Genomic DNA, 26,217 nt, shown 5'->3' with positions numbered 1-26,217 from the left:
CCTATGATTTAGATTTTATCATAGAAGACCTTATTCTTATGAAATATTTACAGACTTTTTTTCACAGACTCAAAGATCGAAAATAACCCAGCCAATTCTCCGCCAAAGTTTTCTACTGTGATGACTTTTGAATTTATCCTACTATAATTTCATAATGTATTCTTTGACCTGCATATTCGGAGAATGTTTCCGCACTCATTTTTACAAATTGAAAGCCACAACTTTTATAGGTGTGTTGAGCGGGAATACAAATCTCATTTGTCCAAACTACTATCTTTTTTGCTCCTTGTGCAGTCATACGTTGAACTGCCTCCCGCATTTGTTGTTTCCCATAACCGTTTCCTTTGTATTTCGTCAAAATGCAGTTGTGTCCGACTTCTGTTGATTCAGGTAAATTTGTCGGATTCCACGAAACAAACCCTATAGGCTTTCCTTTCAAGACTGTCATAAATCCGCTAAACTCAGCAATATGAGGGTTATCATAAAAGAAATCATCAAACGCTTGCCATTGTTTATGCCAATTATGTTCAAATTTCGGCTCGAAAGAATAGCCGTCTTTCAAAAGAGCTGCAAGTGTTCCACGAGGGAACTCTGTTATTTTTCTAAATTCAATATCCATTGTGTTCTCCTTTGAATTTTGATTTATATTGCGTTTGCACTTCCGATTTCAAGCAAATTTCCCTCTGGGTCTGCTACATAAAAATTACGAATACCAAAAGGATAAGTGATGGGGGCTCCTGCTGGAAACTGTACACCCAGCTTCGAGAGACGTTCATATTCTGAATCCACATCAGCGAAGCTGGGCAACCAGAGGGCAATTTCAAAAGTCTGGTTGATACCATTGGGAGGAATATAGTCCTTTCCTATTGCCTTGACAAATTCTTCCCTGCTGTACATAAACAAGGATAATTCACCACTTGCCGTTTCAAAGTCTGCAAACGAACCACCATCCCATTGAGTTTGAAAGCCTAATATATCTCTATAAAATCGAACCATGTTGTCCATGTTACCAACCAGTAAACTCACACCTACGCGCACTTCTTTTCCATTCATTATTATCTCCTCTATACTATACTACAGTTTCCGGTTTTTCTTCGTATACAACTTTCCTATAAACTGGAATTTAACACTTTTTTAACTCGGCAATCGCACCATAATGTAGAATATCAAATTCATTAGGTGCAATATGTTCACGGTGTGTTTTATGCTCTTGTTCCCACATAGAAATCTCTTTTATCTATATCGCTATTGGTTATCTTCACACCATACTCTGTCAATCCCAATTTTGCTGTTGTGTTCAGCTTAGCACATCCATAGAACATCTACAAGACTCCATGTATGAAAAGCAAAAAGAATGAATGCTTCACTTGACAATGTGGAAAAGAACTGACTACCAATGACGAAGTATTTGTGTTGGTTAATGGCACAAGCAATTACTGGAACAGCAATCATGAAAGAGTGGTAAATAACCTTAAAGATAATTTCTGTATGCACAAAACAGAATATGTACACTTTACCCTCAGGGGTGCTGAAAAGAAGATAGAAACATATACAGATAAGTTCGTAGCAGAGTATTTTCTTGAAGATGCCAGTAAATATAAAAGGATATGGCATATTGATGGAGATAAGAAAATTGAAACTAACGGTTAGAAAATGTAAGATATATAAAGTACATCAGGTAAAGGATATACTTTATATAGTATGCTAAAAATTAAGAATGTTTATAAATTTTTCTGAATTATAGGTAATGTATAAAGGAATAATTAGGTTGTTTACATATTTTGTCATAAAAGATATTATTTTTTACATAAAAGAAGTAAAGAGAAAAAGAAAGTTTAACCATGGATAATGAAAAAGCAATTGGTGCAAGCATTCATTTTATTAATTGTAGGATTATTTCATTGGATGATTAAAAAATTATTATAGATTAAAATAAAATGGGGTATTTTTATGGATGAAATAATCACCCAAATATTAAAAGATCATCTTTTACGTTGGAGAATAATTTTAATTTTATTCAATGCATTTTTATCTGCTTTATTTGCAATTATTACACAAGATATATTTCACACCATCATTTTTGTAATAATTACAGCAATATTAGATGTTTTAGTAGAAGCATATGAATTTATAAAATTTGATTCGTTTATAAAAAAGTTATTTTGTGTAAAGCAGCCTAAAAGATATATTACGTTAATTATTTTTGCATGTTTACCTACAATTGGTGCAAAATATATAGATAAGATATGTAATTATAATGATTATAAAATCCAAATATTTAATAATTTAGTTCCTAATATTTTAGGAGCCTTAATTATATGTTCAATGTTTGATCATATTAAAAAATTTAGTTTCGATGATATGATATCTTCTTTAGTAAAAACAAAAAAAGAATTGATAAATGTTTTTTTTAGAATTTCTTTATTTGCTAGTTATATAAATGCTTTAAACTATCAATTAAGCAATAATTGGAAATGGATGAATATTATTAATAGTGTATATATTTTCATAATTACAGTTTATGGTGCAATTGTATTTACTACATTTGCGTTAAGAATAATAGACGAAACTCCATTTAGATTTAAAACAAAACAAATATATCCAACATGGACAATGTTCTATGGAACACTGTTTTTAATTTCGTGCGGCAGCGTACAGCTTATCGTACATACAAGAAAGATTGAAACAATATTACTACTTTTTAATTCGTTGACTGCATGTGCGATTTCCATAGGTTTACTTTTTTTAATATCACATAGAAAAGAAAATATATCTGATACATACCCGATTAAAAGAATCTTGGTATTTATTTTTTTTATAGTTATAAATCTTTTGCCATGTTTTTTTGATTGGGATATAGATGATGAAATTAAAATGCAATTATTGTCTGGCATAATTATTTTTACTTTTACATTAGTCATAATATTATTTATAAATGTGAAACAAAGTAAGAATATAACAAAAAAACATAATAGAAAAGACAAAAGAAGAAAAAGTAATATGGAATAATTTTATGGAATGTAGCAGAAAGATAAATAGGGCTTCTTTAATAAATATGAAATTAGAAAAACTATTACAGAAGAATAAATAGCCGTAACTTGAAATGATTGTTCGAAATTACAAATGCTTAGAGAAAATCACATTTATGAAAATTAGATTCGTTAAAAGAGAAATGAAAGAAGAAAAGAAAATTAATGAGACAGGTATTATTCCATCATTTCGGGACAGTACGCGGGGAATACAATGTCCACATCATACGATACCTTAAAAAGAATAGTGAAGACAGCGGGGATGGGTGGTTAGGGGAAATGATATCCCTGCTGTGTGAGATGAACCGCGTAAGGAACAATCCATAGGCGAAGGACAGGACGAATTCCTACAGAAGGTGATCCTGGGATATGGAGAAAAGTACCGAGACTGATAGCTAAAGGTGGGGAAGAAAACACAGCATAAGTATGCTCGTAATGATGAGAAAAAGCTATTGAACTGGATGGAGAAATATACGGGAAACCATCTGCTGTTCCTATATGACTTCCAGATTCCCTTTGATGATAACATGAGTGAAAAGGGCTTAAGGAAAGCAAAGAACCGAATCCACAATTGGGCTGGAAAACAGAATGGGAAATTTATGCTATGGATGAACTGCTACCAGGAAAAGCCAGATAATCAGTGAAATCCCGGAATTGAAAGTAAATTAAAAAAGATAATCGAACATACTGTCTGATTATCTTTTAAATATCACGCTCTGAAACATGCAAAATCAAGGATTTCTAAAAGCAGATGACGGGAATCGAACCCGCCTCCTCAGCTTGGGAAGCTGATATTCTACCAATGAACTACATCTGCATAAATATAGTGTATCATAAATTGCGGCTCCCTTCAAGAAAAATGTGAAAGTTTTATTGGATAATTTTTGATGGCTTAGTTGTTTTCAAATTACTTTTCACGGGTCAGGAATGCGCATAAACTTTTAGATTGTTGACATGATGCCTGCTTTTGCTATAATGGAGGCAGGATGAGATGATTTAAGGTGCTGTAAAATAGTAATGGAGGGAGCATGAAAGACGCATTCAATATGTCGGTATCACCGGTATTTAGTAAAGATGGAAAAAACTATGCATTCGTAACTTTTGATGATGGTGTACGGAATGCGGAGGGTAAGATCCCGGAGTGTACTATTTTATCGAGCAAGGGATTTTCGGAGAAAGAAATTACACAATTAGAAGATTACATGCGAAGGGAACTTACAAATTTAAAGAAAATGGCTTCCAGCGTCAATGTATGGAGCGCGCTTATGAAAGATTAAAGGAACAGTTAGGCAAAGCGGAACGATTGCGGATGAAAAAGGAAGCTTAAAAAAGAGATTACGGGAGTCTATAAAAAGCAAAATGGAGGAAGAAAAATGAGTAATGTAATTGAGGCAGTAAAAACACGCAGCTCAACAAGAGGCTATACCAGGGAGCCCCTGACAGAGGCTGAACTGGACAGTCTGATTCAGGCTGGGCTGCAGGCCCCCACAGCGGCTAACAAGCAGGAGATTCATTTTACGGTTTTAAAAGGGGAGCACCCAATTTTAAAGGAGATTGAAGAAGAAAAAAATCGTATTCGCGGCGTTTGCGACCAGGCGCATAATTTTTATTTTGAGGCTCCAACGGTAATTATATTAAGCGCCGATAAGGATTACAAATGGAGCCCCTTAGATGCAGGGATTGCAGTGGAAAATATGGCGCTTGTGGCAGAGGAGCTTGGGCTTGGCAATCTGATTATAGGCTGCATTTATGATGCGCTTCGGGGAGAAAAAAGGGAGTATTTTTCAAACGCACTGAAATTCCCTGAGAATTATGAGTATGAGATAGCCTTTGCGGTAGGCCATAAGGCAGTTGAAAAAGCGCCCCATACTTATGACGCCAATGTGCAGGTTACATATTTATAAAAATTTATACTATAGTAAAGCGCAGGCTGCTTGGAAAAGTCAGGCTGCGCTTATTACAAGGGATTGTCCTGTGAAGCCCGGCAGTAATCCGAGGATGTTGTGAAGGAAAAGGTATGTTGGAGAATGAAGGATTTCTTGCAATTATTTGGCAAAATGACTGCCGATTGGTTCAGGCAGACGTTAGGAGAACCGACACCGGTACAGTGCGCCGCATGGCCGGCTATTGCGGCAGGCGGACATGTGCTTGTGTCGGCGCCCACAGGAACAGGAAAAACGCTTTCCGCTTTTTTGGTGTTTTTAGACAGGCTGAAGGAGAAGGCGGTTAAGGGGAATCTGAAGCAGGAATTGCAGCTGATTTATGTCTCCCCGCTTAAATCACTTGCATCCGATATCCGTGAGAATCTAAGGAAGCCGCTGGCGGGAATAGGGGGAGAGGATTTCGTCAAGGTAGCGGTTCGCACGGGCGATACAACCCAGCAGGAGAGACGGCAGATGGTGAGAAAGCCGCCTCACATTTTAATTATTACGCCTGAATCTTTGTATCTGATGCTCACCAGCAAAACAGGACAGAATGTTTTGGCCCCGGCTCAGGCAGTGATTATAGACGAGCTCCACGCATTAATTGATACGAAGCGGGGGGCTCATTTAATGTTGTCCTTAGCCAGATTAGATGCCCTGTGCGAAAAACCTTTGCAGAGAATTGGTTTATCCGCTACGATTTCTCCCCTGGCTGATGCGGCCGGATATTTGGCCCCGGAGCCTGTTTTTGTGGCGGCTCCTTCTATGGAGAAAAAGGTGCGGCTGGAAATTCTCGGGTCTTATGTGGACAACAGGAGGAGAAAAAAGGATCCGGTATGGCAGGAGCTTTCTGCCCTTGTTTACCAATATTGTCAGGGAAATCGAAGCGTGATCGCCTTCGTGGAGGGAAGGAGATATGCAGAAAAATTGGCATATTATGTTAACCTTTTGGGTGGACAGGATTTTGCCCGTGTCCATCACGGAAGTCTTTCCAAGGAGCAGCGTATGGAAACGGAGCAGGCCCTGAGGGAGGGGAGGCTGCGGCTTCTTTGCGCTACATCTTCCATGGAGCTTGGAATTGATGTTGGGGAAATTGACCAGGTATTGCAGGTGGGGTGTCCGCGTACGATTTCCGGCACAATGCAGAGATTAGGCCGGGCGGGGCATAATCCTTCCCGCACCAGTTTGATGTATTTGTTTCCCAGAACCCCAGCGGAAAGTATTTCGTGCGGGATGACGGCCCAACTGGCGAAAGAAGGGTATGTGGAAAAAATGAATCCTCCTGGGGGCTGTTTGGATGTGCTTGCCCAGCATTTGGTTTCCATGGCGGCTTTTAAGAGCTATAAAGTAGACGAAGTCATGAAAATCCTGCCGAGAGCATGGCCTTTTGCAGAGGTGACAAAGGAGGATGTGAAATCTGTGCTGGGAATGCTGGCTGGGGATTATGAACATGAAAGAGATGTTCCGGCCCGTCCCAGAATTTTGTATGATAGAATCCATGAAAGGGTGGAAGGGGATGGTTACAGCAGAATGCTTGCCCTCTCGGCCGGCGGTACAATTCCCGATAAGGGTCTTTACACCGTGAGAACCCAGGAGGGTGTGAAGGTGGGGGAGGCAGACGAGGAGTTTGTCTATGAAACCCAAAAAGGCGATCGGTTTATTTTGGGAGCCTTTGCATGGAAGGTGGTAAGCATCGAACGCGATACGGTGACGGTTACCAGTGCACCTGTAGAAGGGGCGCGGCTTCCTTTTTGGAAAGGAGAGATAAAAGGAAGGTCGAAAGAAACAGGAGAGGCCTTCGGCCGAATTATGCGCAGGCTTCAGGAGGCGGCGGAGGATGGGAGGCTTACGGAGGCTCTTTCAGAGCTTGGATTGGACGAGACTGCATCAAGAGCCGCCAGCGGATATTTGAAGCGGCAAATTGAGACGACAGACATTTTGCCAAATGACAAAGTAATTCTGGCGGAGCATTTTAAGGATCAATCCGGCAACAGCCAGCTGATGATTCACTCTGTTTTTGGACGCCGTATCAATGCGCCGCTGGCTCTGCTGGCCGCCCAGACTGCTAAAGAGGAAATGGGAATCAATATTGGGAGTGTTGATGAGGAGGACGGTTTTTTGCTTTATTCTTACGGGGACGAGGCGATAGGGGAAGGGCTTTTGAAAAGGGTGCGGCCGGAGATGAGCAAGGATATTTTATCGGCCCTGCTTCCCGCCACACCGCTTTTTAACATGGCCTTTCGTTATAATTGCGGCCGGGCTTTGATGATGGGAGTTCGAAGAAATGGAAGACTTCCTCTATGGATGCAGCGTCTGCGGAGCGCGGAAATGTTGGACCAGGTGGTCAGGGAAAAGGAACATCCTCTGATTCGTGAGACGAAAAGGGAATGTATGGAGCAGCTGTGGGATGTGGACGGAGTACAAAGACTGCTTGAACAAATTCAGTCCGGTGATATTCGGATTCATGAGATTTATACAGATTCTCCTTCTCCCATGTCCCTGCCCCTGCAATGGGCCCAGGAGGCGGCGGTAATGTACGATTATGCGCCTACGCCCCGTGGAATTTATGGAGCGGTGGAGGAGGCTTTAAAGAAGGAAAAGGAATTACTCCGTCCGGGAAAAAAGGAACTTTCTTCTATCAGCTATGGCAATACCCTGCAGATCCGTGAAAAACTGCCGGAAGATGAGCGGCAGCTGCACGCTCTTTTGATGACGGAGGGAGATTTGGCAGCAGGAGAAATAGATGTTCCTGTGGAATGGCTGGAAAAACTGGCTTTTGAGGGACGTGCGCTTTATTTGGAGCAGGGACTTTGGATTGCCGCAGAGCTCAAGGCGGAATACCAGGCGGCGCTGGAAATGGCAGAGGAGGGAGAGACAGAAAAAGGAGAACCAAGAGCAGCAGGAGCAGAAAAAACAGGAACAGAAAAAGCAGGAGCCAGAGAAGGCGGAACATTGGCGGTGGGAGAAGAAGCGCTTCATATCGTGCGCCGGATGCTCCGCTACCGTGGCGGGGCAAGTATCCGGCAGGTTATGCAAAGATACGGCTGGCGGAGGGAAACAGCTAAAGCAGTGCTTGAGGAGTTGTGCAAAAAGGGAGATGCGGTAGGGCAGGAGGAGCTTTGCGATGATATGGAGGCAGGCAGGGAAGTCCGCTACTACCATGCGCAGCTTTATAAGCGGGCGAGGAACCAGACCTTGCGTTCCTTGCGTGAAGAAATTGTTACCTGTCCGGCCAGCGCTTATGCAGCCCTTCTTGTTTCCGGATTGCGGCGTCCGCTGCCGCCGGAAGAATGCATAAAAGAGGCAGTTTCAACCCTTGCAGGCAGGTCTTTTCCAGGGGCGGCCTGGGAGGAATTTCTTTTGCCTGCCAGGGCGAAAAATTATAAAGAAAGTCTGCTGGATGGGTTGCTTTCCACCGGAGAATTTTTCTGGCGCATGGAGGATGGCGGCAAAGTTCGTTTTGACAAAATGGAGCGGATTGACTGGGAGAAGGAGCCGGAAATTCCGTGGGAGGAGCTTTCGGAAAAGGAAAAGCTCATGGCGCAGGCGCTTTCAAGACGGGGCGCTAGCTTTATGCAGACCTTAAATGGCGTATTGCCGTCCGGAGAATCGCCCTATGATACGCTGCTGTCTTTGATGGAAAAGGGGATAGTGTATGCAGATAGCTTTTTGCCGGTGCGGCAATGGCTGAATCAAGAGAAAACAAAGAAATCTGCCGCCAGAGTGCGGGTGGGCGTGCGGGTAAAGGCTTTGCAGGCCGGACGCTGGGATTTGGTACGCCCAATGCGGGAAGCGACCGTGCAGGAACAGATGGATAGCTGCTTTGACAATTATCTTATTTTGTGTCGGGAAACCGCTGGGATGCATGGACTTTCCTGGCAGGATGCATTGACTCTTTTACGTGTTCAGGAATATACAGGGCAGGTAAGGAGAGGATATTTTGTAAAAGGATTTTCCGGTACACAGTTTATACGCCGAAAGGATTTTGAAAGTGTTACGGCCGCGCTCCTTCATCCTGGGCAGGAGACGGTCTGGGTATGTGCTGCTGACCCTGCGCAGCCTTTTGGAAAGCTGTTTTCACATGAGACGGACAGGGATTTTATGAATCTGCCGGGAACAGCGGTGGCCCTTTTGGGCGGTATGCCTGCTTTGCTTTTTGAAAAGCAGGGTAAGACACTGCGCGTTTTTGAGAAGGAAGGGCTAACGGGAATTTTGCGCTTATTTACCGAGGCATATCAGAAAGGCAGTATTTTTAGAGGAAAAAAGCGTATTGTGGTGAAAGACTATCCAGCACAGGCCGTTAAGGCCCTTGCAGAAAGCGGATTTGTAAGGAACGTGCAGGATTATGTGCTGTATCGGTGAGTGGGAATGGTTTGAAATATAAGGCGGCCGGAAAGTACTTTTATATGCAAAGAGTCATATTCGCAGTATACGGATATGACTCTTTGTATATAAAAGACATTTTTTCCACAGCCTGATACGTTTTCAGAACATGTATTATAAAGAAATATCTACATTTCCGCCTTCCACAGGAACAGGAACTTCGGGAATGTCAACAGGAATATCCACGCCGGAAAGCTGCAGAGAAACATGATTGGCGTTTTCTTGTTTGTCCTGAAGCATTTTATCGATCATAGCTTTCAGGTATTTCATATCAGCCTCTACAATTTCTTTAAGCTCCTCCGAACGATGCTTTTTTTTCATACGCTCAAGGTCTTCCGGAGATATTTCTTCATAAGAAAAGGAGGCAAGTTCCTCTGCCAATTCGCCAAGGCCCATTTCATCCTGTAATTCTTCCATACTTTCTTCCATGAGCCTGTTAAATTCCTCCATCAATTCTTCCATTTCTTCTTTGGTTAGTTCTAAGGCATCATCATCTTCCAGATTCTCCAGTTCAAAAATTTCTTCTTCGTCTATAATTTCATCGATACTATTTATTCCATTTTGCTTGGCTTGTTCTTCCTCCTTTAGGTGTTTCATCCGTTTTCTGGCAATGCGCTCCATTTTTTGGGCGTGAGCAAGCGCCATCCGCAACTCTCTGGAGTCATAATCGCTGCTGCTGTTTGTCAGTTTGCCCTGGAGCATAGCTGCTTTTTGACGGGCTTTAATTTTGATTCTGTTTGCGCCGCTGGAAGTTTTGGTAGCCAGTATTTGAGAAGAAATTTCTTTAAAATTGTAATTCAAACGTTTTAATTTTTTCTTTTCTGGCGATGAGATGCGGACTGTGCCTGCCGAAGAACCATCTGCATTTCTCAATTTTATGATTCTTACATTAGAATTGTTTGAACCGATTCGTATACCCATGTTAATCCTCCATGATTTCAATAGACTGAATATTAGTTGCTGGTAAATCCATTTACCACTAAAAAAAGTTATATTTTTATATCGGCATTTTGAGGCATAATTTTAAGTGCTGATTGACGTTGGAAATAAATTAAATGCAGCTTGCTAAAAACAGACATCTATAGTAATATGAAATAACTTAGCAGTAAAAACAGCATGAAACAGAAAGCAAAGCTTGAGGAATGCGGGGGATAAAGGCTGAACCAATTCTCTGATGAGCGATTTGGTTCAATAAACGGAAGGTGTTCAGTTAAAATTTGTACAGAAGCATCACAAATTCTCTTGTTCGCAGGGCAGAATCTGATATTCTGCTCGCGTTTCTCAGCGTAGAATGCTTCGGAATGGAGGAGAAAATGAAGATACTTGTTGTTGATGCCCAGGGCGGAGGAATAGGCAGGCAATTGGTTTCCTCCATAAAGCAATCTATAAAGGATAGCCAGGTGTGGGCAGTGGGAACAAATGTGGCAGCTACAACAGCGATGCTGAAGGCAGGTGCAGATCGGGCTTCCACAGGTGAAAATGCAGTTGCTGTGGCAGCTCGGGGGGCGGATGTGATTGTTGGGCCCATAGGGATTGTGATAGCGGATTCTCTGTTTGGAGAGATAACGCCTGTGATGGCCAAGGCAATTGCGCAAAGCAATGCGAAAAGGGTTTTCATTCCCTTTAACCACTGCGATAATGTTATTGTGGGGGTGTCCAGCTATAGCACCGGAAAGCTGATACAGGAGGCAGTGGAACAGGTTCAAAAGCTTTATAAGGCAGACGATTGGCAGGAATGAATAAGCGCCAGCCAAACCGTAAGCTGGTTGTTCATTTTGGATATTTTGTTACTTTTCACGGGTCAGGAATGCGCATTTACTGCGCATTCCATGAGAACGTGATTCAGGTGTGAGGGGCGATTTTTGCGAAGATAAACTTGGAATATCGCCCCGAATGTTACTATGAGCGGCTCCCAGGCCGTGAATAGTAACGATATTTTGGAAAATTTGGAAGATAATTTTCGTAGGATATTGTATTTTTGAAATGTGTGTAGTATAATTATATCGTAATTAGTTAGTCGTGACGAAGTGTATTGCTGCTTAGGCGGGAGGGAGTAATTATGAGAATATCGCCAGTTAGTAATAGTTATAACACAAATTATAATACAAATTCCATTTATGGGAAAATAGCCAGTGGAAAAAGAATCCGGACAGCTGCTGATGACGCGGCCGGGCTTGCAATTGCCAGCAAGTTAAAAAGAAATGGGAATGGACTGGACGTAGCTTCTAACAATATCAGTGATGGTATTGGCGTTGCCAATATTCAGGATGGCGCTCTCGGAACCATACAGGATTCCCTGCAGAGAATCCGCGAACTAAGTCTTAAGGCATCAAACGGAATATATGGTAGCGATGATAAGGAAATGTTTCAGGAAGAAATAGACCAGTTGCTGCAGGATATCGAACGTACTGCAGTTGGTACGCAGTATAATGAGAAGAATCTACTTGATGGCAGCATGGCGGATATGTATATTGCCTCTAATCCATCTGCGGGAGAGGGAATGTCCATTAAGATGGAGAACGCAACCTTAAAGGCTCTTGGTATTGAAGGCTATAATGTTACAGGAGATTTCAATATCAAGGATATTGATGCTGCTATGGATAAGATTAGTATGGCAAGGAGTCGTACCGGCGCATCCACAAATGCGCTGTATCACGCTTATAATTATACCAGGTCGTCTTCAGAGGAGCTGTTGTCATCCAGAAGCAAGATTGAGGATTTGGATATTGGCAAGGCGGTTTCACAGCAGAAGAGTGAGAAACTTTTAAAAGATTATCGTATGTCAATGCTCCGCAGGAAAATGCAGGATGATAATTCTTTGGTTGTGAGAATGTTTGGAAATATATAAGCGGAAGCTATTTATGCGGTAGTGCAAGTATAGCTTACGGTATGTAGCGAGCATAGATATGAAATAAAGAAGATTTGAAATCATCTGTGATTATCACAGATGATTTCTTTTTCGTCACAACAAACAAGCTGGCGAGGCGTTCTGTGAGAGCATAATTCAGGTGTGGAGAGATGTCCTGAATGTTACTATGAGCGGCTTTTGGACCGTAAATAGAAACATATGCTTTTTGGGTATAGACAGGAATGTTTTTTTTATATTTGATTCATGGGAAAAGAGCATTTATAATAAAGAAGGCAATGGCAGGTGTTTTCACTCAAAAAGGTTCATAAATTTGAAACGATATATAAATGAAGGAGGACGATACTATGATTTACCAGAATTTTCAGGATTTACAATTGTCAGCGCTTGGATTTGGTGCTATGCGTCTCCCGGTGGTTGATGGTGATGATGCCCAAATTGATTTTGCAGCGGCTGAGGAAATGATCGACTATGCAAAGGAGCATGGAATCAACTATTTTGATACGGCATGGGGCTATCATGGCGGCAATTCGGAGCTTGTAGTGGGAAAGGCTTTGGGGAAATATCCTCGTGAAAGTTTTTATCTTGCCACAAAATTTCCGGGGTATGATCTTTCCAATATGCCTAAGGTAAAAGAGATTTTTGAAAAGCAGCTTGAAAAATGCGGTGTAGATTACTTTGACTTTTATCTGTTCCATAATGTATGTGAGATGAACATTGATGCATATCTGGATGAAAAATATGGGATTTATGAATACCTGATGGAACAGAAGAAAAATGGACGGATTAAGCATCTTGGTTTTTCTGCCCATGGAGATTATGATGTTATGAAGCGTTTCCTGGAAGCATACGGAGCTGATATGGAATTTTGTCAGATACAGCTCAATTATCTTGACTGGTCTTTCCAGGATGCGAAGGCTAAAGTGGAATTGCTGGATTCCTACAATATACCGGTATGGGTAATGGAGCCACTGCGCGGCGGCCGCCTTTCCAGACTGTCAGAGGAAAATGCGGAAAAATTAAAGGCCTTGCGCCCGGAAGAAACCATTCCTGCATGGGCATTCCGCTTTTTACAGGCGCTTCCCAGCGTAAAGGTAGTTCTTTCCGGCATGTCTAATATGGAACAATTAAAGGAGAATATAGGGACCTTTGAGTCGGACAAGGCGCTTAATAAGGAGGAAATGGATGCACTGCTTTCCGTTGCAGGAGGAATGCTCAATGGCCTTTTGCCATGTACTGCCTGCCGATATTGTGTTAGCCATTGTCCGAAGGGAATTGACATTCCAAGGCTGCTGGAATTGTATAATGAGCATGAATTTACAGGGGGAGGCTTCATTGCGCCTATGGCGTTGATGGCAGTGCCGGAGGAAAAACAGCCTTCTGCTTGTGTCGGATGCCGCAGCTGTGAGAAGGTCTGTCCGCAGCAGATTAAAATTTCTGAAGCAATGTCCACATTTGCCGCAAAAGTCAAAGGGTAATCCGTATTTTTTACATAAGTCTTTAACACCGCAGAGCCTTGCGCTCTGCGGTTTTCTTATTTATCTTTATAAATGAGATTCCGTGAATCATAACCACCATGTATGATTTTGAAGGAAATTATGGAAATCTACTGAAATCCGGCTGACTTGAAAAAAATGCTCTTTTATGCTATAATATTATATATTAGAAATAGGGTTTGCTTAATCTTAGGTCATTCCATTTATTCAGAAAATGTATAAATGGAATGAAAAGTCGGAGTGTGCAGACCAGACACGAGAATAATATGCAGAGCGTGTACATATAAGATAGGTGGAAAGGGGAAGATATCAAATGGCCACTCTGAAGGACGTTGCAAAATTGGCGGGTTTAACTACCAGTACGGTATCCCGGGTAATTAATAACCGGGGGTATATAAGTGAAAATACACGTAAAAAAGTAGACGATGCAATGAAAGACCTGAATTATCATCCAAATGAAGCTGCAAGGAGCCTTCGAATGAAAAGTACGAATACGATAGGGTTGATTGTACCCCATGTGAGCCATCCGTATTTTGCGGAGATGATTAGTAATCTGGAAGCAAGGGCGTATGAGAAGGGTTATAAGATTTTATTGTGCAATTCACAGTGTATTCATGAAAGAGAAGAAGAATACATCAGAATGTGCATCAATCATAAGGTGGCTGGCATTATTTTATGTAGTGGTTCTGTGGCTTTGGATGTATTTGATGGCGTTGATGTCCCAGTGATTACAATTGAGCGTTTTTTAGATAACAGAACTGCCTCCATAGAGTGTGATAACAAGCAGGGAGGCGCTTTGGCAGCAGAAAAGTTAATTGAGTGCGGTTGTAAGCATTTATTACATGTAGGTAATATTGGAACTTTGTCTATGCCTGCAGATATGCGTACAGAAGGCTTTAGGGAGGTTTGTGAGAGAAAGAAAATTCCGTTCGTGGAAATTTATACGGAGGATACCCAGTACTATCGGATGGAATATGATGAAATGCTTGAAAATGTATTGCAGAAATATCCGGAAACAGACGGAATGTTTGTAAACAGCGATGTGATTGCGGCCCAAACTTTGCAGACATGCCGTAAGTTTCATATTTCCGTACCGGATCAGCTGAAAATAATTGGTTTTGACGACACGAATATTGCACAGCTCACAACCCCTCAGCTCACTACAATTCATCAGCCTGTTAAGGAAATGGCAGAAATTGCAATTAACCTTTTGAATGATTCTGTTGCCGGAAAACTAGTGGCCAAAAGAACTGTCCTTCCTGTTAATCTGATTGAAAGGGAGACAACCTGAAAGCCAAATATCATAAAATAGTGTTACAATTGCCAGAGCATTTTCAAACATGTTCTAAGGCCGTATGAGCGCCCGAAGCAGTGATTCGCAGTCATCCAGATGCTCCGTATTTGAAATAATGACAGCATAAAGCGGTTCTGTTCCATCTTCCGTCCGGTTATATAAATTGCTGAATTCTGTTTCGGATAAGGTGACGGCATAATAACCGTCAATTCCATCTGCCGGGTTGACATTGCCGTTTTTATCCTGTTGCAGGTTGGCGGTGTCATAGACAAGTTTCCCCGCTGCAAGCAGAGAGGATACGAGTTCCTTAGAAAGAGCCTGGTCAAGGGGAAGACAGGCGTTTAGGGCAAGTAAATAGCTATACATATCCTGGCTGCAGATAGCCATATCCATACGTCCTGAGGAGATAGTGGTCATGACCTCTATTTCCTGGACGTAGTAATACATATTGCCATAATCAAAGGGCTGATCAAGGTTGATATCTACGGCGCCAGGTTTTCCGTCTGACTGGAGACTTTCAATAAAAGACTGAAACCAGGGAGAACAGTTTTCGTCCGTATTCAGCACAACGCATACCCGCAGTCGGCATGGCTTTTGTCCCTCATAGAACATATGGGCAAAGGTGCAGATGGTGATTATGATAAAAATGCCTGCAATAGCAGGCCATTTATAATAATCCCAGAAAAATTCAATTTTCTTTTTCCACGGCAGGCTTTTTAAGGTCTTTAAGTCGTGATGCAGCTCCTGCATGAATGTGGATTTCAATTTTTTCTTTTTATTCATATTTATAACCATGCTCCTTTCTCAACGTGCGAATTTGTGCGTGCAAGCATAAATTCGCGGTTGAAAGAATGCAATTCCGTCAGCCTTTCCTCCATCCCGAAGCATTCTACTGAGGAACGCGGGCAGAATATCAGATTCCGCTCTGCGATCAAGAGAATTTATTCAACCTTTATACCCCTGCATACCGCTTTGCCGTCATTTTAATTTTCATCAGACGCCTGATTCGAACTGTTATGATGCGCAGCATCATTTTCTTCATCGTCAAAGGTTAACGGTTTTAATTCCTGGTCGGCATAAGGATCGGGCAAATATGCCTTCAGAGCGGAAACAACCAGGCGTGACTGGTAGAGGACAACCAGACCAGGCACGATAAAAATAAGTCCGATTAATATATGGCAGACCCAAAGACCAAACACCAGCAGAATAATCATAAGAAGCGTTCGCCCCAGATTTCGTATGGAAAGTACAAAGGCCCAGATGACAATTTCCCTGCTGCTTTTATCGAATTTAGCTAACAGTGGAAATGTATATAATACCGTAAACATCCAAAACAAAAAAATTACAGCAAAAAATACCATGAAGAAGCTGTATATGCCGGTTCCGGCATGGTAGCACATCCGGATATCTATTATAAGAAAGAGGCCAAGCGCAAGAAGCGGGATGCCAAGAAAAATTCCCTGTTTGAAATTTTGCTTAAAAGAATGGAAAAAATCCTTGGATACGGAGCTGGTCTCACCTCGCACCAGATTGATCATGGCATAGGAAAGGGCGGTAGTGGAAGGCCCTATGGTAAAAACCGGGAGACAACAGATAATCCAAAGGGTATTTAGTATAAAAATATCAAAAATATTACCCATTTCGTTCCAAAATGGAGTGTCCTGATAAAAAAATTTGTCTAGGATATGGATCCCTTCTTTCTAAATCTTTTACCTTTACTTCATTCTTTTATGTTCAAAATTTTTCGTAGAAAAAACCAGCATCTTCCTGTATCAGTTTATCGATAAACCGATATGAAATCCTTTGTCATAATTATTGTATCAATAAAAGACAAATTGTGCAACAATAATATCAAAGGATTGTCATATATAATAAGAGCTGAAAATAGTGACAAAAATTGTAGAAGGATAGAGTTTTGTGCAAAATGCATAATCATTATGGCGTGAAATTGTATGTAATTAACATAATTTGCTTTTGAGTGATAAAAATTATAATAAACGATTGACATATTATCAAGTAAATGATACGATAATAAACGCAATTAGATATGTCTGGCGGTTTTTTTGTTGCACAAAAGTTGCTAGCGCTTATTGTGCACATTGAAATCTGCACTATAAGTTTAGCGGCTTATTTTATTGCTGCAAATTATACCGGCATTTCGTAATGTTAACAAGGCCGGGAGCATGGAACAGCGGGGAGAAAGTCCGATTCCCGGCTGGAAATGTTACTACATATCAATTTCAAGGGATTTAAAGGGATTTATTTTAGAAGGAGGAAATGAAAAAATGAAAAAGAAGTTACTTGCAATGGCGCTGGTAACAGCTATGTCGTTATCTCTTGTGGCATGCGGCGGAGGTTCTGATTCAGGCTCAGGTTCCGATTCGGAGGGCGGAAGCGCATCAGGCGAAGCGGCAGCGAGCACAGGAGTATCTATTACCGTATTTAATACCAAGAGTGAAATTCAGGATCAGTTTGTAGAGATGGCTGAGGAGTACAGTGCGGCAACAGGCGTGGATGTGGAAGTGTATTATTCCAGCGATACCGTAGCGGCTCATTTGGCTACCAGATATTCCGCAAATGACCCTTACACAATTTCCATGGTAGACGCGAAAGACGTATATTCTCTTGGAGAAGAACATGCAATTGATTTAAGCGACCAGGAATGGGTTGCCAACACAGACTATGCAATCAGCGTAGGCGGAAAGGTATTAGGTTTCCCGGTATGTATTGAAGCACGCGGCCTTATGTACAATGCAACTGCAATCGAAGCAATCACAGGGGAAGAATTTAACCCTGATGATTACAAGACATTGGATGCATTCCTGGGGCTGTTAGATCAGCTTGTTGCCGGCGGAATGGAAACACCTACCGGTATCATGAAAGAGGATTGGTCCATGGGCGCGCATTATCTTGCGGAAGTTTATGAGGAGCAGCCTGATGTAGAGGCATTTATTACTTCTTTACACGAAGGCAGCGCTGACCTGGCAAACAATGAGAAATGGAATTCCCTGATGGACACATTTGATGTCTTAATGAAGTATAACTATGCGGCAGGTTCACCGGTTGCAGCTGAGCGCGAGGTTTCCGAGCAGAAGCTGGCTGAGGGCGAGATTGCATTTATGTTTGGTGGTAACTGGGATTGGGCGATGATCAATGCTTATGATTATTCTGAGAAGATGGGTATGATGCCTGTTCCCCAAAATACAAGTGACGGTTCTAATGAGAAGTTAGTAGGCGGCGGTTCTAAGTATTTCATGATTGATTCATCTGACAATACATCTGCAGAACAGCAGCAGGCAGCAAAGGATTTCCTGAACTGGCTTGTATTTGATGAAGCCGGTAACAAGTTCCTCACAGAGGATTGTGCGCTTGTTCCTGCTTACAGCAATATCAACGCTGACGCTCTGGATCCCCTGTCCATTTCTGTAAAAGCATTTGCTGATGGTGGAAATCTGATTGAAAACTATAATTATTTACCTGATGATCATTATTCTATCAACGGCGCTTCTTTCCAGAAATATTTAGCAGGTCAGGTTGACCGTGCAGGACTTGCAGCTGAAATTGAGAGTTATTGGTCATCCACAACTCCTGTAGAACACTAAAAATATGATTTTGCCACTGAAGTTTATCTTCAGTGGCAGAGATTGAAAGCTTTAGCCTTAAAGGAATTGTCAGTGCAGTATCGCGGGCATATCCTGTGACAGGCAGGAGTTATTGGCGTTATCGTATGTATCGCTTATAATATAAGTATATCTTATGGTGTAAGTATAGTTTATGATATGCAGGGGTATAAGGATAAAAAAGGATGAGAGAAGGGAGACATTAAGATATGGATACAAGCAGCATGTCTTTTAAATGCAGGCAGTTCTTTATGTTTGCCGGCATTACGACAGTAACGTTTGTTGCTGTGGTTATTTTACCGTTCGTCTATGGTTTGTATTTGACCTTTACAAGCTGGGACGGCGTTTCAAAGCAGAAGCCTTTTGTTGGACTTACAAATTATGCGTCTACTTTTGCAGATGCCGCCTACTGGCAGGCACTTGGCAGGACCTTTATTTATTCTATAATAGCCGTTGTCCTTGTAAATGTTGTGGCATTTATCCTAGCGTTTTTAGTTACCAGCGGCGTCAAGGGGCAGAATTTCTTCCGGGCCGGATTTTTCATCCCGAATCTGATTGGCGGTATCGTACTTGGTTATATTTGGAAGTTCGTGTTTAACCGTGCTTTTGTTGCACTTGGAGAGTCTCTTTCTATAGGAGCTCTGTCCACATCCTGGCTGGCAACAACAAGCGGAGCTATGTTGTGTCTCATTATCGTTTCCGTATGGCAGTATGCGGGATACATGATGCTGATTTATGTGGCAGGTTTTATGAGTGTATCGGCAGATGTGCTTGAGGCGGCAAGGATTGACGGTTGTACAAATATGCAGTCCATTATTCATATTTCCGTACCGCTTATGGTTTCTTCTTTTGTACAATGTCTGTTCCTTACAATTACAAGATGCTTTATGGTATATGATGTAAACCTTTCTTTGACAAATGGTGAGCCCTTTAACAGTTCGGTTATGGCGGCTATGCATGTGTACAATCAGGCATTTACATACAAAAACTATGGTACTGGTCAGGCAGAAGCATTAATCTTATTTATTGTTTGTGCAGTTGTAGGCGTACTTCAGGTATACATTGGTAAGAAAGCGGAGGTGTCAGCATAATGGATGATTTAAATGAAAAAGCTGCTCGTAACCGGAAAATACGGCACGCTGTTTCTATTGTTATTTTGATCGTGTTGTTTGTTTGTTTCATTTTTCCGTTTATTTTAGTAGTAATTAATGTATTTAAGACAAAAGCGGATATCACATCCGATCCTTTAGCGCTGGTTGGTTCCCATGGATTTACCTTACAGAACTTCCCAGAAGCTATGAAAAAAATGGATTTCTGGCGCTCTTTTGGAAATTCAGCTTTTATTACAATTATTTCAACGATTCTTACGATTCTGCTTGCTTCTATGGCTGCTTATGTTATTGTTCGTAATAAATGGAAAGCATGTGGAGCTTTGTTTGGAATGATGATTGCATCTATGGTTATTCCTTTCCAGGTATTGATGATTCCATTGGTATCTCTGTACGGCGGTGTGTTCGGTATCCTGAATCACCGTGCAACTTTGATTTTCATGCATGTAGGTTTCTCCGTATCAATGGCAACCTTCATGTTCCATGGAGCAATTCATACAAATGTGCCAATAGCCCTTGAAGAAGCAGGCACGATTGATGGCTGCAGCCGTTGGCAGATTTATTGGAAAATAGTATTCCCTTTGTTAAAACCGACAATTGCAACAGTGGCAATTATTGATGCAATGGCATTCTGGAACGATTATCTTCTTCCCAGTCTTGTACTGGCAAGAAAAGAGTTATATACTATCCCGATTGCTACCCAGGTATTCTATGGAACTTATTCTACAGATATCGGTTTGGTCATGGCGGCTTTGTTACTGGCAATGTTGCCGATTTTAATACTGTATATGTTCTTACAGCGCTATATTGTGGAAGGTGTAACTTCAGGTGCAGTTAAATAACGGTATAAGGGGTTTTATTTTGTGATGAGACTGGCGCTAGTTCATTAACAAAAGCAGGGCTCGTTAAGAGTGACCATGCTTGTTTATGATAGTGTTCCGGTCTCATTTTTGTTACAATAAACTGACGTGCGAATCGTAACGGCATTTGTTATAATAAACATAAACCGATGCTCGAATCGTGAGAGTGTTTGTTTATCAGGAGAGCATGATGAACTCAAAAATTATTTTTCTGGATATTGACGGAACACTGACCCTGCCAGGCCAAAATGAACCGCCTGAGTCCGCAATCCGAGCTATTGAAAAAGCCAGGAGGCAGGGGCATTATGTATTTCTATGTACCGGCCGGAGTTATGGTATGCTGCTGCCCTTGTTAAAATATGATTTTGATGGGATAATAGCCAGTGCAGGAAGTTATATAGAATACCGGAAAAAGGAACTGGTTAACTGCCCGGTGACAGAAGAAATAAAGCGGATTGCCATGGATGTTCTAAAGAAAAATGGTATTTTCCGAACGGTGGAATGCGTGGACGGTTCTTATACGGATGAAGAATTTAAGCGTTTTTTACGAGCTCATGCAGAGGAGGGGAATAACAGTGAGCTGCTGCGATGGAGAGAACAGATTGAACGGTCATTGAATGTCTTTCCCATGAGGGAATATAAAGGACAGCCGATTTATAAAATTATTATTGTATGTTCATCCTGGGAGCAGTTGAAAGAGCCGCAGGAGGTTTTGGGTGATGATTTTGTATTTAGCATACCAGGCGAGGATGAATATGGATTTATTAACGGGGAGCTGATTAACAAACGATTTCACAAAGGGAAGGCGGTCAAGCTGGTATGCGATTATCTGGGCATTCCGATGAGCAGGAGTGTGGCTTTTGGAGACAGCATAAATGATAAAGAAATGCTGGAAATGGCAGGTTTAAGCATATGTATGGGGAATGGCCAGGAGGAGGTAAAAAGGATTGCAGACGAACTGTGTCCGTCTGTATCGGAAGATGGTATTTGGCATGCTTTTTTGAAATATAATTTGATAGAAAAGTAATATGAGGTGGAATTATGAGAAAACAGGTAAAAAAAAGACAATCAGAGCGAAAGAAAGAAATAGTGAAAAATATAAAGGAAAAGGCTGTAAAGGATAGTCTTTCTGCACAAGAGGAAACTTTGACAGAGGAAGGCGATGTAAAGGAGAAGGCATCGACCAATAATGAAAATTCTGTAAAGGAAGAAATATCAGAAAAGGAAGAAGTGACGGCTCAGGCTGAGGCTTTGGATGAAGTCTATTTAAGGCGATTGGAGAGACATCATGACGAGCTCCGCTGGCTTTATATGGAATTGTATGAGAATGATTCTATGTTTGCCGAGTTGATAGAGAATATAAAGCGTTTCTTTGCGGAGCGGAATGAAGATTTAAAGAACCAGGACATGGAACGGGAGCGTCATCAGGACTGGTATAAGCAGAACGATATGCTGGGAATGATGTTTTACATTGACAATTTTGCAAAAAATATGAAGGGCGTGGAGTCCAAGCTGGATTACATTGAAAAGTGTAATGTAAATTATATTCATTTGATGCCCTTTCTTGAGACGCCCCAGGGGCGCTCTGACGGAGGATATGCGGTAGCGGATTTCAGAAAGGTACAGGAAAATCTTGGCTCTATGGAGGATTTGGACAGTTTGACTTCATCCTGCCACAAAAAAGGCATCAATGTCTGCATGGACTTTGTTATGAACCATACATCGGAAGACCATGAGTGGGCTAAGAGGGCCCGGGCAGGAGAAGGGGAGTATATGAGCCGTTACTTTTTCTTTAAGGACGACTCGATTCCATCCCAGTATGAAAAGACTGTACCTCAGGTATTTCCCACAACAGCTCCAGGGAACTTTACCTGGCTGCCGGACGCAGGCCATTATGTAATGACCTCCTTTTATCCCTATCAGTGGGATTTAAATTATAAAAATCCAAGAGTTTTTAATGAGATGATGTATAATTTCCTTTATCTGGCAAACAAGGGAATTGATATTATCCGAATCGATGCGGTTCCTTATATCTGGAAGGAATTGAATACCCAGTGCAGGAATCTTCCGCAGGTACATACTATTGTGCGTATGATGAGAATTATCAGCGAAATCGTTTGTCCGGGCGTGTTATTACTTGGAGAGGTGGTTATGGAGCCGGAGAAGGTAGTGCCGTATTTTGGAACGGTTGAGAAACCGGAATGCCACATGCTCTACAATGTTACCACTATGGCTACCACCTGGCATACGGTAGCTACAAGGGACGTGCGGCTGTTGAAAAAGCAGTTGGATATTGTGAATGGCCTTCCCAAGGATTATGTATTTTTAAATTATTTGCGCTGCCATGACGATATAGGCTGGGGGCTGGACTATGGCACTTTGATGGGAGAGGGAATAGGAGAACGTTCCCATAAGAAGTATCTGAACGATTATTTCCAGGGCTACGCAGGGGAAAGTAACAGCCGCGGTGAGCTTTATAATGCCGACCCTGTTACGGGGGACGCCAGATTCTGCGGAACCACCGCTTCCATGTGCGGCTTAGAAAAGGCCGGGTTTGAGCAGAATGAGGAGGCCATGGAAAGGGCGATTCGCCTGGATGTGATGCTGCATGCTTATATGTTCATGCAGTCCGGTATTCCGGTTATCTACAGCGGAGATGAAATTGGACAGGTCAATGATTATACTTATAAGGAGGACCCTCAGAAGGTTGCAGATTCCAGATATATTCACCGGGGGGCAATGAACTGGACGCTGGCTGAAAATATTACGGACCCAAAAACTGTGGAAGGGAAAATGTTCTCAAGCCTTGATCAGCTTGAACAGATCAGGAAAAGAGAAAAGGTATTTGTGTCCAATGCGGATACATGGACAATTGAAACCTGGGATTCCTCTATTTTATGTATCGGAAGATATTTTGAAGGAGAGAAGATTATAGGCTTGTTTAACTTCAGCGAATATGATAAGATGGCATGGATTAACGAAACCGATGGAGACTATACGGATTTGATTTCCGGCAAAGTCATGAAAGCAACCGGTGTGAATGTACCTGCTTATGGATTTTATTATCTGAAGCATACCTTCGAACAAAATGGTTGATGAGAAGTGATAAGTTTTTAAAGCTTGCGTTTGCTGCGTTTTCATAAGTAAAAACGCAGCGGCGCAGGGGTGATTACAATGGGCCGGCCCACAAGGCGTGAGAGCGAAGCCGAAAGCTGAAATGTTACGCATCTTAATTGTGGAGTGATAATAGGAGAAAGGGACGAATATGGGTATTATTTTTTCTGAAAAGAATAAAGTTTTTACGCTGCAGACCCAAAATACAACCTATCAGATGAAGGTGGATGAATACGGTTTTTTGCTGCACCTTTATTATGGACGCAAGAGCAAGGGCTGTATGGATTATCTGCTTCATTATGCTGACAGGGGATTTTCAGGAAACCCTTATGATGTGGGCCTGGACCGCACTTACTCAATGGACGTGCTGCCCCAGGAATTGCCCTGTCAGGGAACGGGAGATTACCGGAGCACAGCCGTTGCCATAAAAAATACGGACGGTTCTTATGGATGTGATTTCCGATATCAGGGGTATCAGATTACAAAGGGTAAGTATGGAATACCGGGCCTTCCCGCTGTGTATGCAGGTGAGGATGAAGCCGAAAGTCTGGAAATTTATATGGAGGATAAGGCCACAAAGGTACAGGTAACGCTTGTTTACGGAATTTTACCCAAATTGGATATCATAACCAGAAGCGCCAGGATTCAAAATAGCGGTGCAGGAAAAATTTATCTGGAAAAGGCTCAGGCGGCATGTTTGGACTTGGTAGGCGGCGAGTATGATTTGATTTGTTTCTACGGCCGCCATACTTCGGAGCGGAATGTGCAGAGAACGCCGGTAGGCCATAATGCCCAGGTGATTGGAAGCCGAAGGGGCACATCCAGTCATCAATACAACCCAATGATGATTTTGGCCGGGCGTGAAACTACGGAGGATGCAGGGAGCTGTTATGCCATGTCCTTTGTATACAGCGGTAGCTTTAAAGGGCAGGCGGAAAAGGATCAGTATAACCAGACTCGTATGCTGTTAGGGCTTTCAGATGAGTTGTTTTCTTATCCTCTAGAGGCAGGCGAAGTGTTCCATGTGCCGGAGGTAGTACTGACTTATAGCGGTATGGGGCTTGCAAGGCTGTCACAAAATCTGCATGCATGTTTCAGAACCCACTTATGTCGTGGAAAGTACAGGGATAAGGCGCGGCCGGTTCTTTTAAATAGCTGGGAAGCTTCTTACTTTGACTTTAACGGGGAATCTATTTATCAGCTGGCAAAACAGGCGGCGGAGCTTGGCGTTGAAATGCTGGTGATGGATGACGGCTGGTTTGGGAAACGAAATGACGACTATAGGGCCCTGGGAGACTGGTATGTCAATGAGGAAAAGCTGGGGGAGCCTTTGGGTGAGTTGATACGGAAAATCAATGGACTTGGGCTTAAATTTGGTATTTGGTTTGAACCTGAGGGAGTGAATGAGGACAGCGATTTATATAGAGAGCATCCGGATTGGGCGTTAACAATTCCAGGGCGTGATCCGGTGCGCGCTAGAAATCAGCTTTTGCTGGATTTTTCCAGAAAAGATGTGGTTGACTATGTGTTTGAACAAATGTGTAAGGTTTTGGATCAGGGAAATATAGAGTATGTGAAATGGGATTTGAACCGAAGTCTGTCCGACTGCTTTTCACGAAACAGTAAGGATCAGGGAAGGGTGCAGCATGATTATATGATTGGTCTGTATGATTTCCTGGAGAGATTATTAGAGAGGTATCCGAACCTTCTTTTGGAGGGATGCAGCGGCGGCGGCGGACGGTTTGATGCGGGAATGCTTTATTATTCCCCTCAGATTTGGTGTAGTGATAACAGCGATGCTATAGACAGAGTTTCGATTCAGTATGGAACCTCCTTTGGCTATCCTGCAATCACAATGGGTGCCCACGTGTCGGCAGTACCCAATCATCAGACGGGACGTGTGACACCTTTCCACACAAGGGGAGTGGTTGCTATGGCAGGCTGTTTTGGATATGAGCTGGATCCCAAGAAGCTTTCTGAGGAGGAAAAGAAGGAAATCAGGGAGCAGATAGAAGAATATAAGCGTTATACCGGTCTGATTCAAAATGGTTTATATTATCGCTTAAGTAATCCGGCAGCGGATGAAGTGGGCGCATGGGAATTTGTTTCTGAGGATGGAAGGGAAGCGTTGGTTAGCGCGGTTATGCTTGAAGTGCATGGTAATATGCCTGTTAGTTATATCCGTTTGAAGGGATTGGTATCCGGCAGTGTTTACCGTGAGGAAAAAAGCGGGAAGCTGTATGGAGCTGACGCGCTTATGGAGGCTGGAGTTCCACTGCCTGTGGAGATGGGGGAATACCGGGCTTATCAGATGTATTTTACCCAAGTGGCAGAACCGTGAGATATACGAAATATGAGGATTAAGCTGTCATTCCTGGTTGAGCGACTGTGGAATGGCAGTCTTTTTTCGCATAAAGTTCGAAATATATCTTGACAGGTATTTCCAAATCTGGTAATATAACATCACTTTCAAAAATTTAGTTTATCTATCAAAGTCTAAATTCTTTTTTCAATGTAGTATTTT

21 protein-coding genes, 1 tRNA gene and 1 pseudogene are annotated in these 26,217 nt (G+C 42.1%); 16 read left to right on the top strand and 7 right to left on the bottom strand.

Annotated elements, in window-relative coordinates; all coding sequences use genetic code 11:
- Window positions 1-133: 133 nt before the first annotated feature.
- On the bottom strand, window positions 134-619 hold the full coding sequence (locus tag D5281_RS13555) for a GNAT family N-acetyltransferase (RefSeq protein ID WP_160560683.1): 486 nt from the start codon (window positions 617-619) through the stop codon (window positions 134-136).
- A 23-nt stretch (window positions 620-642) separates the two neighbouring features.
- Window positions 643-1,053: a VOC family protein gene (locus D5281_RS13550; protein WP_160560682.1), complete on the bottom strand. Its 411-nt coding sequence runs from the start codon at window positions 1,051-1,053 to the stop codon at window positions 643-645.
- Window positions 1,054-1,413: 360 nt separating this feature from the next.
- Between D5281_RS13550 and D5281_RS13540 the strand changes: the two genes are divergently transcribed.
- From D5281_RS13540 to D5281_RS13530, 3 genes are all read left to right on the top strand, one after another.
- Window positions 1,414-1,650, top strand: a complete 237-nt coding sequence (locus D5281_RS13540; RefSeq protein ID WP_277935361.1) for a hypothetical protein — start codon at window positions 1,414-1,416, stop codon at window positions 1,648-1,650.
- A gap of 300 nt (window positions 1,651-1,950) precedes the next feature.
- A complete protein-coding gene (locus D5281_RS13535) occupies window positions 1,951-3,009 on the top strand; it encodes a hypothetical protein (RefSeq protein WP_160560681.1) in 1,059 nt (352 codons plus the stop codon).
- Window positions 3,010-3,481: 472 nt separating this feature from the next.
- On the top strand, window positions 3,482-3,673 hold the full coding sequence (locus D5281_RS13530; protein ID WP_160560680.1) for a hypothetical protein: 192 nt from the start codon (window positions 3,482-3,484) through the stop codon (window positions 3,671-3,673).
- Window positions 3,674-3,775: 102 nt separating this feature from the next.
- On the opposite strand, the gene D5281_RS13525 is transcribed toward D5281_RS13530, so the two are convergent.
- Window positions 3,776-3,846, bottom strand: a tRNA-Gly gene (locus D5281_RS13525).
- Window positions 3,847-4,057: 211 nt separating this feature from the next.
- Between D5281_RS13525 and D5281_RS13520 the strand changes: the two genes are divergently transcribed.
- From D5281_RS13520 to D5281_RS13510, 3 genes are all read left to right on the top strand, one after another.
- A complete protein-coding gene (locus D5281_RS13520) occupies window positions 4,058-4,306 on the top strand; it encodes a hypothetical protein (protein WP_160560679.1) in 249 nt (82 codons plus the stop codon).
- Between the two features lie 96 nt (window positions 4,307-4,402).
- Entirely contained in the window at window positions 4,403-4,933 is a 531-nt protein-coding gene (locus D5281_RS13515; protein ID WP_160560678.1) for a nitroreductase family protein, read from the top strand.
- A 123-nt stretch (window positions 4,934-5,056) separates the two neighbouring features.
- On the top strand, window positions 5,057-9,313 hold the full coding sequence (locus tag D5281_RS13510; RefSeq protein WP_160560687.1) for a DEAD/DEAH box helicase: 4,257 nt from the start codon (window positions 5,057-5,059) through the stop codon (window positions 9,311-9,313).
- A gap of 135 nt (window positions 9,314-9,448) precedes the next feature.
- On the opposite strand, the gene D5281_RS13505 is transcribed toward D5281_RS13510, so the two are convergent.
- Window positions 9,449-10,255, bottom strand: coding sequence for a hypothetical protein (locus D5281_RS13505; RefSeq protein ID WP_160560677.1), 807 nt, complete (start codon window positions 10,253-10,255; stop codon window positions 9,449-9,451).
- A gap of 392 nt (window positions 10,256-10,647) precedes the next feature.
- On the opposite strand from D5281_RS13505, the gene D5281_RS13500 reads away from it, so the two are divergent.
- The 4 genes from D5281_RS13500 to D5281_RS13485 all read left to right on the top strand — a co-directional run bounded on the left by D5281_RS13500 (window position 10,648) and on the right by D5281_RS13485 (window position 14,987).
- Complete coding sequence (locus D5281_RS13500) at window positions 10,648-11,073, top strand: DUF3842 family protein (RefSeq protein WP_160560676.1); 426 nt, start codon at window positions 10,648-10,650, stop codon at window positions 11,071-11,073.
- Window positions 11,074-11,393: 320 nt separating this feature from the next.
- The gene (locus D5281_RS13495; RefSeq protein WP_160560675.1) at window positions 11,394-12,182 is read left to right on the top strand and encodes a flagellin; all 789 of its coding nucleotides are present in this window, start codon (window positions 11,394-11,396) and stop codon (window positions 12,180-12,182) included.
- 365 nt (window positions 12,183-12,547) lie between these two features.
- Window positions 12,548-13,678: an aldo/keto reductase gene (locus tag D5281_RS13490; RefSeq protein ID WP_160560674.1), complete on the top strand. Its 1,131-nt coding sequence runs from the start codon at window positions 12,548-12,550 to the stop codon at window positions 13,676-13,678.
- 331 nt (window positions 13,679-14,009) lie between these two features.
- Window positions 14,010-14,987 (top strand): LacI family DNA-binding transcriptional regulator, encoded by a 978-nt coding sequence (locus D5281_RS13485; protein WP_160560673.1) that lies wholly within the window; start codon window positions 14,010-14,012, stop codon window positions 14,985-14,987.
- Between the two features lie 54 nt (window positions 14,988-15,041).
- Here D5281_RS13485 and D5281_RS13480 read toward each other — a convergent pair whose 3' ends face one another.
- From D5281_RS13480 to D5281_RS27195, 3 genes and pseudogenes are all read right to left on the bottom strand, one after another.
- Window positions 15,042-15,773, bottom strand: a complete 732-nt coding sequence (locus D5281_RS13480; RefSeq protein ID WP_160560672.1) for a hypothetical protein — start codon at window positions 15,771-15,773, stop codon at window positions 15,042-15,044.
- Between the two features lie 200 nt (window positions 15,774-15,973).
- Window positions 15,974-16,204 carry a hypothetical protein gene (locus D5281_RS25745; protein ID WP_277935360.1) on the bottom strand — a complete coding sequence of 77 codons (231 nt, stop codon included), beginning with the start codon at window positions 16,202-16,204 and terminating at the stop codon, window positions 15,974-15,976.
- A gap of 249 nt (window positions 16,205-16,453) precedes the next feature.
- A pseudogene (locus D5281_RS27195) lies at window positions 16,454-16,630 on the bottom strand (YesL family protein); the annotation flags it as partial.
- 645 nt (window positions 16,631-17,275) lie between these two features.
- Here D5281_RS27195 and D5281_RS13470 point away from each other — a divergent pair.
- The 6 genes from D5281_RS13470 (at window position 17,276) to D5281_RS13445 (ending at window position 26,034) form a co-directional block, all read left to right on the top strand.
- Window positions 17,276-18,592, top strand: coding sequence for an ABC transporter substrate-binding protein (locus tag D5281_RS13470; protein ID WP_160560670.1), 1,317 nt, complete (start codon window positions 17,276-17,278; stop codon window positions 18,590-18,592).
- Window positions 18,593-18,819: 227 nt separating this feature from the next.
- Window positions 18,820-19,701, top strand: a complete 882-nt coding sequence (locus D5281_RS13465; RefSeq protein WP_160560669.1) for a carbohydrate ABC transporter permease — start codon at window positions 18,820-18,822, stop codon at window positions 19,699-19,701.
- Window positions 19,701-20,561: a carbohydrate ABC transporter permease gene (locus D5281_RS13460; protein ID WP_160560668.1), complete on the top strand. Its 861-nt coding sequence runs from the start codon at window positions 19,701-19,703 to the stop codon at window positions 20,559-20,561. The genes D5281_RS13465 and D5281_RS13460 overlap by 1 nt, the downstream gene beginning before the upstream one ends.
- Before the next feature lie 205 nt (window positions 20,562-20,766).
- Window positions 20,767-21,606, top strand: coding sequence for an HAD family hydrolase (locus D5281_RS13455; protein ID WP_277935358.1), 840 nt, complete (start codon window positions 20,767-20,769; stop codon window positions 21,604-21,606).
- Window positions 21,607-21,620: 14 nt separating this feature from the next.
- Window positions 21,621-23,675 carry an alpha-amylase family protein gene (locus tag D5281_RS13450; RefSeq protein WP_160560667.1) on the top strand — a complete coding sequence of 685 codons (2,055 nt, stop codon included), beginning with the start codon at window positions 21,621-21,623 and terminating at the stop codon, window positions 23,673-23,675.
- Window positions 23,676-23,844: 169 nt separating this feature from the next.
- Window positions 23,845-26,034 (top strand): alpha-galactosidase, encoded by a 2,190-nt coding sequence (locus D5281_RS13445; protein WP_160560666.1) that lies wholly within the window; start codon window positions 23,845-23,847, stop codon window positions 26,032-26,034.
- Window positions 26,035-26,217: the final 183 nt, after the last annotated feature.

The organism is Parablautia muri (genome assembly GCF_009917485.1).
Lineage (GTDB): Bacteria > Bacillota > Clostridia > Lachnospirales > Lachnospiraceae > Suilimivivens > Suilimivivens muri.
Note: the sequence above shows the minus strand (reverse complement) of the source record. Positions and strands in the feature narration are given on the sequence as shown.